This is a genomic window from Bacillus sp. T3 (assembly GCF_033449965.1).
Taxonomy (GTDB): domain Bacteria; phylum Bacillota; class Bacilli; order Bacillales; family Cytobacillaceae; genus Bacillus_BU.
In genome coordinates, this window is record NZ_CP137761.1 from 3466013 (window position 1) to 3482270 (window position 16258).

The 16258-nt window shown below is 39.7% G+C and carries 7 protein-coding genes and 9 pseudogenes; all 16 read right to left on the reverse strand.

Annotation, left to right across the window (positions count from 1 at the left end):
• Positions 1–93: 93 nt before the first annotated feature.
• Complete coding sequence (gene spoVS / locus RGF10_RS17720; RefSeq protein ID WP_147532215.1) at positions 94–354, reverse strand: stage V sporulation protein SpoVS; 261 nt, start codon at positions 352–354, stop codon at positions 94–96.
• A gap of 183 nt (positions 355–537) precedes the next feature.
• Positions 538–1336 (reverse strand): annotated as a pseudogene (locus RGF10_RS17725) (TIGR00282 family metallophosphoesterase).
• Positions 1337–1672: 336 nt separating this feature from the next.
• Entirely contained in the window at positions 1673–3232 is a 1560-nt protein-coding gene (rny, locus tag RGF10_RS17730) for a ribonuclease Y (RefSeq protein WP_318504376.1), read from the reverse strand.
• A gap of 767 nt (positions 3233–3999) precedes the next feature.
• Positions 4000–4431 (reverse strand): annotated as a pseudogene (locus tag RGF10_RS17735) (DNA recombination/repair protein RecA); the annotation flags it as partial.
• 395 nt (positions 4432–4826) lie between these two features.
• A pseudogene (locus RGF10_RS17740) lies at positions 4827–5243 on the reverse strand (DNA recombination/repair protein RecA); the annotation flags it as partial.
• 353 nt (positions 5244–5596) lie between these two features.
• Positions 5597–5761, reverse strand: a pseudogene (locus RGF10_RS17745) (DNA recombination/repair protein RecA); the annotation flags it as partial.
• A gap of 790 nt (positions 5762–6551) precedes the next feature.
• The gene (locus RGF10_RS17750; RefSeq protein WP_318504384.1) at positions 6552–7802 is read right to left on the reverse strand and encodes a competence/damage-inducible protein A; all 1251 of its coding nucleotides are present in this window, start codon (positions 7800–7802) and stop codon (positions 6552–6554) included.
• Between the two features lie 25 nt (positions 7803–7827).
• Positions 7828–8407: pseudogene (gene pgsA, locus RGF10_RS17755) on the reverse strand (CDP-diacylglycerol--glycerol-3-phosphate 3-phosphatidyltransferase).
• A 174-nt stretch (positions 8408–8581) separates the two neighbouring features.
• Complete coding sequence (locus RGF10_RS17760) at positions 8582–9508, reverse strand: helix-turn-helix domain-containing protein (RefSeq protein ID WP_318504403.1); 927 nt, start codon at positions 9506–9508, stop codon at positions 8582–8584.
• Between the two features lie 32 nt (positions 9509–9540).
• Entirely contained in the window at positions 9541–10248 is a 708-nt protein-coding gene (locus RGF10_RS17765; protein WP_318504409.1) for a DUF3388 domain-containing protein, read from the reverse strand.
• 263 nt (positions 10249–10511) lie between these two features.
• Positions 10512–10770 (reverse strand): annotated as a pseudogene (locus RGF10_RS17770) (DUF3243 domain-containing protein).
• A gap of 127 nt (positions 10771–10897) precedes the next feature.
• A pseudogene (gene ymfI / locus RGF10_RS17775) lies at positions 10898–11622 on the reverse strand (elongation factor P 5-aminopentanone reductase).
• Between the two features lie 69 nt (positions 11623–11691).
• Positions 11692–12985: pseudogene (gene yfmH / locus RGF10_RS17780) on the reverse strand (EF-P 5-aminopentanol modification-associated protein YfmH).
• The gene (gene yfmF, locus RGF10_RS17785) at positions 12985–14265 is read right to left on the reverse strand and encodes an EF-P 5-aminopentanol modification-associated protein YfmF (protein WP_318509563.1); all 1281 of its coding nucleotides are present in this window, start codon (positions 14263–14265) and stop codon (positions 12985–12987) included. The pseudogene yfmH and the gene yfmF overlap by 1 nt, the downstream one beginning before the upstream one ends.
• A 137-nt stretch (positions 14266–14402) precedes the next feature.
• A complete protein-coding gene (locus tag RGF10_RS17790) occupies positions 14403–15401 on the reverse strand; it encodes an ABC transporter permease (protein WP_318504413.1) in 999 nt (332 codons plus the stop codon).
• Between the two features lies 1 nt (position 15402).
• Positions 15403–16239, reverse strand: a pseudogene (locus RGF10_RS17795) (ABC transporter permease).
• Positions 16240–16258 lie beyond the last annotated feature (19 nt).

The window sequence follows — 16258 nt, forward strand, 5'->3', positions numbered from 1 at the left end:
AAATAACACTTTAACCAATATTGAAAAGTGCGTTCCCATTTATAGCTAGCCTTCGAACAGTCACTAGCTAACTACAATTCTCATTACCTTTGTCTATCTTGGTTCTACAATTAGCTTTATCGCTGTACGTTCTTCGTTGTCAATTTTAATATCTGTAAATGCCGGGATACAAATTAAATCGACTCCACTTGGTGCAACGAAACCTCTTGCGATGGCAACCGCCTTTACGGCTTGATTCAATGCACCTGCGCCAATTGCTTGTATTTCCGCAGCTCCTCTTTCACGTAGAACACCAGCAAGCGCACCTGCTACAGAATTAGGATTAGATTTTGCTGAAACTTTTAATATTTCCATTCCTGGCTCCCCCTCGTTTAATTCCCGATCCCGCATGTTCAGTTACATGAACAAATCAGGTGTAAATCATTCCATTGCTACTATATTCGCTCAATGGAGGAGTTATTCCAGCTTGGACGAAAAAACAAGCATGGACGCTTATCCATGCTTTAAAAAGTAATTTTTGATTTAAACTGAATTTTATTATGAGAAAAACGGATGATCATCGTTGATAAGGATTCGTTCAATTTTCTTAGCTGTTCCGTTTTTCTTATCGATGTCAATTAAAACCGCACTCAGCTGAGTTCGACCTGCTTTTGGTACCTCAAATCGGCTTGGAAGACTAGTCAAAAACCTCCTAATAACCGCGTCGCGTTCAACACCTAGAATTCCATCATAAGGACCTGGTCATACCAACGTCGCTAATATAGGCAGCACCAGACGGCAGAATACGCTCATCAGCAGTCTGAACATGGGTATGAGTACCTACAATAGCTGATATTCTCCCATCCAAATACCACCCCATTGCTTGCTTTTCACTAGTTGCTTCTGCATGGAAATCAATAAAAATAATCGGTGTCCGCTTTCGTGCTTCTTCGACCAATTCATCTGCCTTTGTAAATGGACAATCAATTGTCGGCATAAAGGTCCGCCCCTGTAAATTTATAATTGCCACCTCATCTTGATTTACCTTTAGGTAGACAATTCCAGTTCCTGGTACGCCTTCTGGAAAGTTTGCCGGACGAACTAAATATTTCGCTTTATCAATGAACTCGAAAATCTCCCGATTATCCCAGGAATGATTACCAAGCGTTACGGCTTGGGCACCAATTTCAAGGAAGCTTCGATAAATTTCTTCCGTTATTCCTTTTCCACCTGCTGCGTTCTCACCATTTATGATCGTTAAAGTTGGTCGGTATTTCTCCTTTAGCTTCGGAACATACTCCTTGATCATATCTCGACCAGGGGATCCTACAACATCTCCTACAAACAAAATTCTCATCTTTATTTCCTTTCCAATTACAATGATTTCTGTGTTTCATTTTAGCATAGTTCCATATTGAAGCATACACAACGACTTGATGAAGCTAAGTACGTTTCAAGTATTCCATCACTTTCGCAGAGGATAAGAAAAGCGCAAGCGCCTCGCTCAGCGACGTATGGACTGGAGCCATCCCGACTGAGATAAAGGAAACACGATGAGCACGATAGTGCGAATCGATGTTGACTTAATGAGGGTGAAGTCCACTAGGCGCTAGGCGCTGAAGCTAGACACTGTTCTATTTCAAAAAGTTAAACTTTCTTATCCTATAAAAAAAGCGGTGCTTAGTGCACCGCTTTATTTTGCATATTCTACTGCTCTTGTTTCCCGAATAACCGTCACTTTTATATGACCTGGGTAATCAAGTTCTTCTTCAATTCTCTTTCGAATATCTCGCGCTAAGCGATGTGCTTCCAAGTCATCGATTTGTTCCGGTTTAGCAATAATCCGGATTTCTCGACCTGCTTGAATCGCAAACGACTTTTCAACGCCATCAAACGACTCTGAAATCTCTTCAAGCTTTTCGAGTCGACGAATATAGTTTTCAAGAGTTTCGCTACGTGCTCCTGGTCTCGCAGCAGATAATGCGTCTGCAGCAGCAACAAGGACGGCAATGGTTGAAGTTGGTTCAGTATCTCCATGATGGGAAGCAATACTGTTAATAACAACTGGGTGTTCCTTGTATTTCGTAGCAAGTTCTACCCCAATCTCAACATGGCTTCCTTCCACTTCATGGTCAATTGCCTTACCAATATCGTGAAGTAATCCGGCACGACGCGCTAATGTTTCATCTTCACCTAACTCAGCAGCCAATAATCCAGAAAGCTGAGCGACTTCAATTGAATGCTTTAACACGTTTTGGCCATAACTTGTCCGAAACTTCAATCGGCCAAGAATCTTAATTAGATCCGGATGGAGCCCATGAACGCCTACCTCGAAGGTAGTGTGTTCACCAATTTCGCGGATATGCTCATCAACCTCACGGCGAGCTTTATCCACCATTTCTTCAATACGTGCAGGATGGATACGTCCGTCTTGTACAAGCTTATCAAGAGCTAAGCGGGCCGTTTCTCTACGAATTGGGTCAAACCCTGACAAAATAACCGCTTCTGGAGTGTCATCAATAATGAGATCAATTCCAGTTAATGTTTCGAGAGTACGGATATTTCGTCCTTCGCGTCCAATAATTCGACCTTTCATCTCATCATTTGGTAGGTTTACAACAGAAACAGTCGTCTCTGCTACATGGTCAGCCGCACAACGTTGAATCGCAAGTGACAGTATTTCTTTTGCCTTCTTGTCCGATTCTTCTTTAATACGGTTTTCGCTTTCTTTGATCATGATTGCAGTATCATGGGCAAGTTCCTGTTCCATACGGTCCAAAATGATGTTCTTTGCCTCTTCACGCGATAAGCTTGAGATGCGTTCTAATTCAGCTTGTTGCATTCGTACCATCTCATCCACTTTGCTTTCCATCTCTTCAATATGCTGTTGTCTTTGGTTAAGAGTATCCTCTTTTCTTTCTAATTGGGCTTCACGCTTGTCTAACGATTCGTCCTTTCGATCAAGATTCTCCTCTTTTTGCAGCAAACGGTTTTCTTGTTTTTGCAGTTCATTTCTTCGCTCTCGAACCTCACGTTCAGCTTCTGTACGAAGCTTGTGAATTTCGTCCTTTGCTTCTAACAGTGCTTCCTTTTTTAACGCTTCAGCTTCTCGCTTTGCATCTTCTAAAATCTGCTCTGCAGCACTAGTTGCACCAGCAATCTTTGCTTCAGCAATGGACTTACGAATAAAATAGCCAACAACCGCACCGACGAATAGGCCAAGCAAAATGGAGATGATCGCAATAGGTTCCATCGTTTCACCTCCTCTTGCTATGATCTTTTAATACATTTCTTAACATGTCGGCATGTACACTGGTTTCTCACATCAATATACAGCACGAGGGCTTTTAACATTTCACATACTCATAAAAATGTAAAATATACATCTTCAATTGTAAAGCTGTGGAATTTTATTGTCAAGGGTTTCCCCCTTGTGATATCTAGTTTTCCCAATTAATGGGTTTTCTAATGCCGTATTTTGGAAATAATTTTTTGTTTGTAGTGCTGAGGCTTCATATTGGGTGTGTGGAGGTAAGATAATAGGATGAATTTAGGTATTTTCGGATGAACGTTATCATTTTTTTGATTTAAGAACTTGGATCATATTTCGAGAAAGTCGTGCATATCAGAAAAACTTGTATCATAAGGATTGGGAAACATGCATATTTTCTCGAAGTCGGATCATATCGGATTGAAAGTCGTGCATATTTTTTCAAAGTTTTATCATATATTTTTTGACTTGAATCATATATGGCTTTTCGCGTGCATATATGAAAAATCGGGTGCATATATTTCTGCAAAAATATCATTTCTTATTAAAAATACAGGTTATATTAAAGATATTTATTTGGAAGTTTAAAATAAGAACAACATTTTTTATTAAAACGATAGAAAATTACCCAGTTTATCGAAATTGACCTGTATATTAAAGGGGTTTCCTCTATTTGCCTCATTCTCTTTACTTTCTAACCAAATAATAGAAAAACAGCAAAGCCGAAATATGGCCTTGCTGCAAAATATTTAGTCTATTAAATCAAGTTCCTCTTGATCATCAGTCTCTGTAACGGTCTTTTCAGCGTCTAAGTTATAGTGATCGCGAATTTTTTGTTGAATCTCAGAACGGATTTCTTTGTTTTCTTTTAAATAAAGCTTCGCATTCTCACGACCTTGACCAACGCGTTCGTCATTGTATGAATACCAAGATCCGCTCTTTTGAACGATATCAAGCTCTGAGCCCATATCGATAATTTCGCCTTCTTTAGAGATACCTTCTCCGTACATAATATCAACTTCTGCGACACGGAAAGGAGGAGCCACTTTATTTTTAACAACTTTAATCTTTGTCTTGTTACCAACAATATCGTTACCTTGTTTTAATTGTTCAGCACGACGCACTTCAAGTCGAACAGTTGAGTAGAACTTAAGGGCGCGTCCACCTGGTGTTGTTTCTGGCATATTCTATAGATTTACCATTTCTATAGTGCGGACTATCTCTTCATCTCCAAAATAGAGAGCCTTGCACTTCCAGCAGCAGCCTATCCTCTGCCGTACCCTACTCAGTTTACTTAAATAGCACTTTTCGGTAGTCTCTACACCTTCCTTATGGATTTAATAAGGCTTGGCACGGTATTACCCATAAATATGGAGGGCTTCACCGTTAGCAGCTATTACAGCCACACCCCTAGGCAAAAGGGTTCACAAGGTTTTTTTCATGCTATCGCTAGCAAGGGAAACCCAGAGTAAACTCCTTAATTTTGTTAATTACACCGTTTAAATCTTCGAGTTCATTTTCATGGATAATCTAAGAATTAAATCGGTGAAAATCAAAATTAAGCAACTACAAGTTGATTTCCGAACATAACACCAACTTTTTCACGAATTTGGTTGATGAAAATGGCAATTGTTTTTGATTTGTTGATGGCACCTGATAATTTACGAAGTGCTTGTGACATTAAGCGGGCTTGTAAACCTACGTGGGCATCTCCCATTTCGCCTTCAATTTCCGCTTTTGGTACAAGTGCAGCTACAGAGTCGATGACAAGGATGTCAACTGCGCCACTGCGTACAAGTGCTTCAGCGATTTCTAATGCTTGCTCACCTGTATCTGGTTGAGAAAGAAGCAATTCATCAATGTTTACACCTAAATTTTGAGCATATACTGGATCAAGGGCGTGCTCAGCATCAATAAATGCTGCTTGACCGCCTTTTGCTTGAACTTCAGCAATTGCGTGTAGGGCTACAGTGGTTTTACCAGATGATTCGGGCAGGATTGTTATACACAAGGCTTTTTATCCTTGCTTCTGGAGGTCACCCTCATCATTACACGCTCTGGTAAACGTGTAACTACAGTTGGTCGTTTCCAACTCAGCTCAGCGTACATATTCTCCCTCAGCATGATCTGTTAGGGAAGGGACACTCTTGCCAGGATTATATTCTACATTTAGTAGGTTCACCTGGTACGCGTTACGGTACTTGATGCTTTTTAATTCATCCAGTTACCTCGGAATTTTCTCAAATTATGAGATGTTTTCCGATTTTGCCCCTTTCATCTTGCCAGTTTCCCAACAAGCGGGCGATATTCGTATCTTTAGAAAATCAATAAAGTTACGAATCACTCACCATAAATCTCAATAATTCTTCCTCGAGGGTACCCACCTACTCCTAGTGCTATGTCCAATGCAAGCGATCCACTTGGAATAGTGGAAATCTTGCGGTCGGTTTGCTCACCAAGTTTCATGATGGAGCCTTTACCGAATTGTTTTTCTATTTGTTTCAATGCCATTTCTAAGGCAGCTTGACGATCATTTGCCACTTCTGTTCCTCCTTTATAATAACAAGGAAGAAAAAGCAGTAATTCCTGTACGTTTCTATGATCAAACTTTGATTTGACCAAAACCTATTGGCTTTCACGTGGTGATTCTTGTGATCGCTGTTTTTAGTTAAACGTACTTTTCACCTCTTTCCCTTCCTTGTCTCATCTCAAAACCTATTTATAATATAACTGCTTTTTTTTTGTTTGTCCACAAAAACATCGAACATTTATTCGCTTTTTTCTATGCCAATATTTCGGGTAAAAATAAAACTTTCCCCTATGAAAAATTGAAATTCCGAGGGGATTTTTTACTATAAAATACAAATTCGCATACAAACAACAAAGTTACAAATATATCTTTTAAATTTGGTTGTTTATTGCTAGAGAGTCTTTCGATTTCAGGTCAAATCAACAGAATGGGAAAAAACAAAATTGACTTATTTAAAAAACACTTAAGGCAGCGGACATGTGTTCCGCTGATATGAACAAAAAGTGTTGTTTTGATAGGCTAAACGGACAACAGATTCTCTATTTAATCATTATTTGGGATATTTCAGTGGTTTTTATATAAATAAGGCACCATATGTCCTCTTAATTCTTGCAAAACGATTATATTATAAAATAAAGAACCATATGTCCGTTCCATAACCTATAGCTCAGACTAATCTGGGACTAAGCGGGGTCAAAAATCTTTCAACCAAAAGGGGTTCAGAATATGACATTCCGAACCCCTTTTGTCGACAATCACACAGAATGCCAACTAAGCATTCTGTGTCTCTGATAATTTTTTTATTAATAAGTAGAAGCCATGCTTCACGGTGCGACTGCGAACCGCATCACGGTTACCGGCAAGGAGAAGCTTTTTAACGAAGGTTGGTTTTCCTTCGATATGAAGGCCGATATAAACCGTTCCAACCGGCTTTCCTTCTGATTCGGTAGGTCCGGCAACACCTGTAAAGCTTATGCCGATATTCGCTCCCATTAGGTCTGCAACATTGCGCGCTAATTGTTCTGCGCAGGCTTCACTAACGACTCCGTCTGTATCTATAGTTTCTTTTTTCACATGGAGGATGTTTGCCTTCACTTCATTCGTGTAGCAAACGACTCCTCCTTTTAAAATCTGACTGGATCCAGCGACAGATGTAATGTTCTGCTGATACAAGCCTCCTGTTAGTGATTCAGCGCAAGCAATGGTCAGACCTTGCTGCTGTAATAGTTTCATTGCTTCCTCGAGCAGAGAGGTTTCATCATAACCATAGAGAAACTCACCAACACGTTTCCTGATTTCAGCTTCCGTTGAATCAAGTAATCTCTCAGCCTCTGAAACTTCTGCGTGCTTGGCAGTTAATCGCAATGTCACTTCCCCATCAGCTGCGAGCGGTGCAATGGTCGGATTCGTTTGTTGTTCTATTAAGTCATCAATTTCTGTTTCGAGTGTTGCCTCGCCAATTCCGAAGAAACGGAGCACTCTTGATACAATTTTTTCTCGATCGGTTTGTTTTGATAATAAATAGTTAAATCCGTAATGAGCCATCATTGGACCCATTTCACTTGGTGGTCCCGGAAACAGCATATATACACGCTTATCGTGTGCTAAGGCCATGCCAGGTGCCATGCCATTATCATTTGGTAAGACATGTGCGCCTTCTAATACTAAGGCCTGCTTACGATTATTTTCGGTCATCGTCCGATTCGTTTTCGCAAAATAATCCTCAATGGATTTTAAGGCATCTTGATCAAAGACGAGTTTTTTGCCTAAATGGGCCGCAATCGTTTCCTTAGTTAAATCATCTTTTGTTGGTCCAAGTCCACCGGTAAAAATAATTAAATCTGAGCGAGCTTCAGCAATTTCCAGTGCAGATTTCAACCGTAATGAATTATCACCAACAACGGTGTGATAGAAAACATTTATCCCTAGATCAGCGAGCTGCTTTGAGATAAACTGCGCATTCGAATTCACAATTTGACCTAGTAAAAGCTCTGTTCCTACCGCAATGATTTCTGCGTTCAAGATGATGCCCCCTTAGTTGATCCTATTATTTTGAATTCACTAGTACTTCTTTATTTTTTGCAAAATAGTCCCAACCTGACCAAATCGTAAAGATTAACGCCACCCATAGTGCAATTAAATCAAAACGAATATTGATTAGTTCAAAGATCGTATTATGTAGTAGTAATGCAGAAATGGCGACGATTTGCGCCCAGGTTTTGATTTTTCCTAACATATTTGCGGCAACCACTTCTCCAGTGCCTGCAAGAATCAAACGAAGTCCAGGTAACAGCAAATTCACGGCTGATGATGATAATAACAATCCATGAAGGTGCAAATCCAAGCTCAACCAACACGATTAAGGCTGCAGAAACTAACAGTTTGTCAGCAAGTGGGTCTAAAAATTTGCCCATATTGGTAACCAAATTATATTTTCTGGCAAGATGGCCATCAATCCAATCTGTTGTAGAAGCAATAATGAAAATAAGCGCTCCGACAAAATGGGTAACCGGCATCTCAGCCCCGATAAAGCTCATCTCTCCCCAATTAAAATCTACAACCATTACAATAAGGAATAATGGGATTAAACAAATTCTCGACACAGTAATCTTATTAGGTAAATTCATATTATATTTCCTCCCAAAAATAGAAAAGCGGAAGCGGCTTGCTTAGGGGCGACAGGCATAAGGCGAGCCCTGCAGGAAATCCTGATTTCCGGAAGGGATTGACTTATGACCCCGAGCCCCTAGCCGCTGCAGCTAGACAAATAGAAAAGCGAAAAATAGCCATCGGGTTGATGACTATTGGTTCGTTAATACGTAGCGAATCGTAATATCTTGACGAACTTCATCTGCAGGTGGCACAGCATATTCAAGCTTTTGCCCGTTCACGTAAATCTGGGTATCAAGTGTGCGGCCTACCACGATGACAGCTTCAGTTTCTTTTGAAAAATCAAAGGTTTGACTATCGGTTGCTCCAGCTTTTAGCATCCCTTGATAGAAAGATGTCCCTTTGCCATTTAAAATATTTACCCAAGTTTCTCCAGTCGTTGCCACCTTTAATTCAAACTTGTCCGTATTTTTAAGCTCATAGGTGGTCTCGCTACCTTGAGCTGTTACAACAGCTAAGGCTTGGGTTGTTGTTTTATCCTTTTTTTCTTCTTTATCACTGCTAGACTGTTCTTTGTCAGTGGCAGCTTCATCCGTTTTTTTGTCTTCATTTGTTGTCTTTTCTTTTTCAGTTTCTGCTTCTGTTTTCTTTAAGTCCTCAGACTCTTCATCAACCACGACAGTTTGGTTGCCCTTGGCTGTTTCATTTTTGTCATCCTCGCTTGCACCTCTTTGGGCAAACATATAAAAGACAGCAATAAGACCTATAACGAAAGCGCCAATAAGAATTTTTGGAAGCATATCGATTACTTTAGAGCTCCCTGCAGGAAGTGCTTTTTTCGTTTGAACACGAGAGATATTCTCAGTAATTTGTTCATCATGAGCGGATGGGATATCTGCTTTGAATTGATCAAATAATTCATCTGCTTCTAGTCCTACTGCTTCCGCATATTGTTTAATAAATGCGCGCACGTAAAATTTACCAGGCATCATTGCATAGTTTCCTTCTTCTATGCCCTGGAGGTATCGTTTTTGAATTTTCGTTATAGTTTGTAAATCATCTAAGCTTAGCCCTCTCAATTCGCGGGCTTCCTTTAGCTTAATTCCTAATTCAGTCACTGAAATCACCACCAATAATTGCTGAATAAAAGTTAAAAATCAAACCCGCCAAACTCTGAAACAGGGTTATGCTCGACTAATTCATAGGTTATTTCCTCGCTAGGGTCATTTCTAAGTTCAATAATATAGTCGAAATCATCCATGGTATACTCGGTGTTTTGAACAAAAACATCTGGGTGTTCAATTACCTTCACAGTTGGCATGCGCATAATTTCACGAATAAGCTGCCAATGTCTTTCATTAGCTCTCCGTGTAGAAACAATTCCATCGATAATGAACACATTGTTTTCGCTATATTCATCCTCGATTAATTGATTTCGGATTGTCTGCTTAAGCAAGGTTGAAGAAACGAACAACCACCTCTTACTAGCACAAACACTTGATGCAACAATCGATTCTGTTTTCCCGACACGAGGCATTCCACGAATTCCAATTAGCTTATGTCCATCCTGCTTCATTAATTCTGCCATAAAATCAACTAAAACACCAAGCTCGTCACGAATAAAGCGGAACGTTTTTTTATCATCTGCATCTCTTTGTATGTATCGTCCGTGGCGGACTGCTAACCGATCCATAAGCTTAGGCTCTCTTAGCTTAATTATTTTTATTGTGTCCATTGTATTTAAAATTGACTCTAAGCGTTGAATACGTTCGTTATCTTCTGCTTTTATTAGCAGACCTCTACGGCCAGCATCAATTCCATTGATCGTCACAATATTGATTTTTAACATACCTAGCAATGAGGAAATATCACCTAGTAGACCAGGGCGGTTTTTCTGTATTTCATATTCTAGATACCATTCTTTTTCTCCAACATTACCCCTCCATCTCCAGTCAAGAGATATTTATCCCCTTTTTTTCACTCTAGGTACTATAATAAATGATTTTGAATGAAGATGAAAGGAAAAACAAAACAAGCTATCCATATTTAAGGAATATCATTATTATGGTCAAATTATCCATTAAAAAAGAGAGGAATTCCTCTCTTTTTAAAATCAGCTTATCACTGAGTTCCATCATTGGAGACAAGCTTCACCATGAGATTAGCGATCGCATGCTGCTCATCCAGGAGATGCAACTGACCATAAGTCAGCTAGAATCTTTTCCTGCTCGTTTTTTGGCTCAACCTGCTTTGCCAAATAATCACCAATTTGATAAGCAAGATCTGTAACGATTTCCTTGTTCATCCCTGTGTTTTGAGCTTGATGAAGACGATCTCCTAAGAAATCCTTCCATTGTGACCAGTTATCTAAAACAGACATCGTGAAACCTCCTTAAAAAGTAGTCGTTGTTATTTTGTTTAAAGAGGGTAGATTCTATACATTGGTTTTATAAAATCATTCGTTATTTTAAGCTTGGATGTTGATTCCCGCTCCAATCAACAATTAGTTAAATATACCAGCCACCATTTATACTAAGTGTTTGACCTGTTATGTAGACGGCTTGATCGGATAGAAGGAATGCAACGGCATCGCTAATATTTTCCAGGTGTGCCGAGTTTCCCTACCAGGTATATCAGCCTTGAGCATTTCTAATTCTTGATCATTAAACTGGCTTAGCATTTCTGTATAGATTGCGCCTGGAGCAATCGCATTGGCCCGGATACCATTTAGTGCTACCTCTTTACTTAACGCCTTTATAAAGGACAATTGCCCCCCTTTAACCGTTGAATAAGCCACTTCACAGGCTGCGCCCGTTTGTCCCCAAATCGAAGAGATCACAATAATATTTCCCTGTCTCTTAGCCAGCATTTTCGGAAGTAATTCTTTTGTCAAAAGCATTGGTGTCCGCAGGTGCAGAGTCATTAAATAATCCAGATCGTTTTCAGCCAAATCAACAAGTAAACCATAATGACTACTGCCGCTATTATGAACAATTGCATCAATCCCGAAAATATTTGCCGCTACTTGTTTGTAACCGTCTGGTTCTGCTAAATTGGCTTGGATTGGGATGTATTCTCCCGGAAATTTCTTAAGCTGTGTCAAGAGCTCCTGTATCGCCCCTTCATTTTGGTGATAATGTAAATACAACGAATACCCTTCCTCGGCAAGCTTCAGAGCGATCGCTCGTCCAATTCCCCCACTAGCACCTGTAATTAATACATATTTTTTCATTTCTTCTCCTCCAGAATTTGCTCTATCTATTGAAAAAAGCGTCGAGGCTTTCCGACGCTTTCACGTATTCTATTTTGAGTTTGGTACTACTTGGCAAACTGCAAATCGCTCTTGTGAAACAAGCTCTGAACATGCTGCCTTAACATCTTCTAGCGTTATTTGTTCAAGTGTTGGCACGACCGCAAATAGGTCCATCTCATTGAAGGCGTAGCGTGTAAATTGATTCGCTATATATTCAGGCGAGTTAACCGCTCGTAGGAATGCCCCAATTTTTTTCTTTTTCGAGCGACTTAATGCTTCCTCCGAGAAGGCATTGCCATTCTTTGCGTCAAAAAACATTGCTTTAAGCGTTTCAGCCAACTTATCTGGTTCATTTGTATCGCCACCGACCATTGCAAACCCAAAGCCCTTTTCTAATGTGTAATCAAACGAAAACGTTTCATCAATTAAACCTTCACTATATAACTTGTGATAGTTTTCAGTGCTTTTACTAAACAAGAGATCCATTAAGACATTCACCGTTAATTCGTGCTTGAGCATCTGCTCCCCAGCTAAATCAACATTTGGAGCCTTAATCCCGACTAAGCATTTTGAAGTTTGGACATTCATCTTTAATACCTTGTTTGGTTCAGCAACTGGAGCCGGCTCAGCATCGTATTTTCGCTGAATGTCTGTCTGCTTGTCATATTTTTTCTTCGCTTGGTTGTCAACCACCTGCTTCATGATTGCCTCAGGATCTACAGGACCAACAATGAACAGCAACATATTACTAGGATGATAAAAGGTATGGTAGCATTCATACAGCATATCCTTGGTAATGTGAGAAATCGACTCGATTGTTCCCGCAATATCAATTTTTACCGGGTGCGTATGGTACATACTCTCGATGAGACCAAAATATAGACGCCAATCGGGATTGTCATCATACATCGTTATTTCCTGGCCAATAATTCCTTTTTCCTTTTCAACAGTTTGCTCAGAAAAATATGGTTCTTGAACAAAGTCAATTAACGTTTCTAAGTTTCTCTCAACATCTGCAGTACTTGAAAATAAATAAGCCGTCCAGGGTAAAGGATGTAAATGCATTTGCAGATGCACCTTGTCGACTAAATTGCTGAAACACATCGCCATCTTCTTTTTCGAACAGTTTATGCTCAAGGAAATGGGCTATTCCATCTGGGACCTTAGCAAAATCTGATTTTCCATGCGCAACAAAATGATTATCAATCGACCCGTACTTCGTTGTAAACGTAGCAAACGTTTTGTTAAACCCTTTTTTTGGTAAAATGTAAACATCTAAACCATTATCCATTTTTTGATAAAATAATTCTTCTTGGAGCTGGTCAAAGGTTATTTTCTCCATCATTTGCCCGCCTCCGTTCCAGTTAGAAAATAAATGGTGTCTAGCTCTATTTTTTCAGCAACCTTAATGATTTGCTCACGGTTCGTTTTATCCATTTGCTCAAGCCATTCAGACAAGGCAATATTCGTGTGAGAAACAACATTATGGTAAAGGATTTCAATCATACCACGAGATGTATCAATGGTTTCAAGCAATTGGTTTTTTATCACAGCTTTTGTTTGCTCTAGCTCCTGGTCGGTAAAATCTCCTTGTTTCATCGCTTGCATTTGCTCTTTAATAATCGATACCGCTTGATCATAATGATTATGGTCGATACCCGACATCACCATCATTAGCCCTTTATGGCTTTCAAGTCGACTAGCACAGTAGTACGCTAGGCTGGCTTTTTCTCGGACATTAATGAAAAGCTTGGAGTGTGAGAAGCCGCCATAAATACCATTAAACACCTGCAGCGCAAAATAATCCTCATCACCGTAAGCTACATTAGTGCGATAACCAATATTCAGCTTTCCTTGCTTTACATCTTGAACTTCCTGTACTTCCTTCACTTCAAGTGACTGATAGGTTCGGTGATTTTCGGCTGTTTTAGGTGTTCTTGCTTCAAATTGCAAAAGCTCATTTGCAATTGCTTGAACTTCCTCGGCTTTAACATCACCAATCACATAAAAGTCCATTTCGTCTTCGGAAAAAGCTTGCTGGTAATATTGATAGAGTCGTTGGGGTGTAATTTTGTCGACATCCTCCATCTGACCATGCACACTTAAGGCATACGGCTCTTCTTTACACATTTCTTCTACCAATCGGAAGCTTGAATAGCGCATTTTATCATCATATACAGATTGAATCCGTTGCTTCAGCGTTCGCTTTTCACTTTCCACTGTTGTTTGGTCAAATGTTGAATTGTCAGCGTTCGGCTTCGTTAATATTTCAGAAAAAAACTCAATTGCTTTCTTTAATAATGGTGTAGGGTCAGATAAAAACTTTTCATTAGCTACTTCTAATGAAAAGCTAATGATATGGTATTCTCCCTTTTTTGCTAAATCAACATAAAGGGAGGCGCCGTATAATTCATCTAAATATGAACGTAAATGGGTAGTTGATGGGTAGGCTTTTGAGCTACTTTGTAACACATATGGTAAAAGTGCTCGCAGTGTATTATCTTCCTTATTCAGAGGGGATTTCATTTTCCAAACAAAGGTATTGGTTTTGTATTTTTCCGTTTGCACGATATGTAGCCTGTAGCCGTGCATTTCTTTTACAGTTTCAGAAATCACAGTCATCATGAGCCCTCCTAAAATAAGTCTTCCTATAATAACGTATGTAAAAAGTTGTCATGTTATTTTTTATCTTACCCAAATTCCTTATAATCTTACAACTCATTTGCTGCTTTCATACCTTTAAACCTTTAAATACTTGTCTAGAGTATGAAAAAATCCTCCAAGTTCGGAGGATTTTCGTGTTCGTTATCGTTTAGCTGAATCAAATGGTTCCCGGCTGCTTTTGGTGCTTGTGATGATTTTGAGAAAGCAACTAAGGCAATTAAGGTAACCACGTATGGAAATGTCTTTAGGATAATTGGTGGAATGACAGCAAACTCAGGGATAACCTGTGATACGTTTGCAATCGTACTCGCAAACCCAAAGAAGAAGGTGGCTCCTAACACGCCATATGGTCTCCATTGTCCAAAAATCAAGGCAGCCAGCGCTAAAAATCCTAAACCTGAAACGGTACCTGTAAATTCGCCGGCATACGTTACAATAATCAACGCACCACCAAGGCCGGCAAAAGCACCGGAAATGATGACACCACTATAACGAATACCACGTACATTCACTCCTGCTGCTTCAGCTGCTTGTGGATACTCCCCACAAGCTCGTAATCGAAGTCCGTACTTTGTCTTATATAAGATAAAAGTACTTACAACAAGAACCAATAAAATAAACCATGTTGTTGGATAGGTCTTTGTAAAGAATAAATTTCCTATAACTGGTATAGATGAAAGAACCGGAATATCCATTGGTGAAAACCCACTCGTTAAGCGAATGTTCCCACTACCAGTAATATTTCGTGCTAAAAATACAGTTAACGCTGAGGCAATTAAGTTAATGGCTGTACCACTAATAATTTGATTCGCACTTAAATTAATGCTGGCAAATGCATGCAGCAACGAAAACAGGATGCCTGCCACCATTGCCGCTAACAATCCAACCCATAATACCCATGTTTGATTGGGATAGGTTTGTTGAAGAGAGTAAATAGAAAGCGCACTAGAGAAGGCTCCAATGACCATCAATCCCTCTAAGCCAATGTTGACAACACCGCTTCGTTCACTAAATAGCCCCCCTAAAGCAGTGATAAGAAGAGGGATCGTAAATACAATCGCATATGGAAAGATTTGTTGAATGATTGTCCACATCTTATGATTCCCCCTTCTTTACATCAGGGACAACAATTTCTTTACTAGAACGTGTCTTCCAAAATCTTTTAAGCACTCGCTCAATGAGGATACTGGTTGCAGCAAAATAAATTATAATGGCGATAATCGTGTTTGCTAACTCGGGTGGAATTTCAGTCATCGCATTCATAAACCCAGTACCTGAGTATAAAATACCAAAAAGAATGGCTGCAAAAAATACACCGATAGGCGTATTTGCACCTAATAGAGAGACGGCGATTCCATCATACCCAGCAGTTGGCAATATCCCAATCTGAATGGTTGAGGCATTTCCAGCATACAATGCTACTCCACCAAGACCAGCAAGCGCTCCGGAAATCAGCATCGAAAGAATAATATTTCGATTTACATGCATACCTGCATATTCTGCAGCATGTCGGTTAAAGCCAACCGCTTTTAACTCAAAGCCTAAAGTTGTTTTATTAATGATAAAAGCAACGATAATGACTGCAATAACAGCTAAGAAAATTCCTAAGTTAATATAAGATCCATCAAACATTTCTGTCAAAAACGGCACTTTTAATGTAGCTGCATCCAGGTAATTTACGGGATTCTGTTTCCAGGAATTCACCTTTGAAATAACTCGGCACCACATAATAAACCGTCCAATAGGCAATCCAGTTCATCATAATCGTTGAGACAACCTCGTGCACGTTGAATTTAGCCTTAAACAACCGGGGATAAACGCCCAAAGCGCACCACCCGCAAATCCTGCTAAAATCATAACCAATAGGAGTATCGGTCTAGAAAAATCATAAGTTAAGCCGACTGCGGAAGCACAAAGACCACCGATTAGCATTTGACCAGACGCACCGATA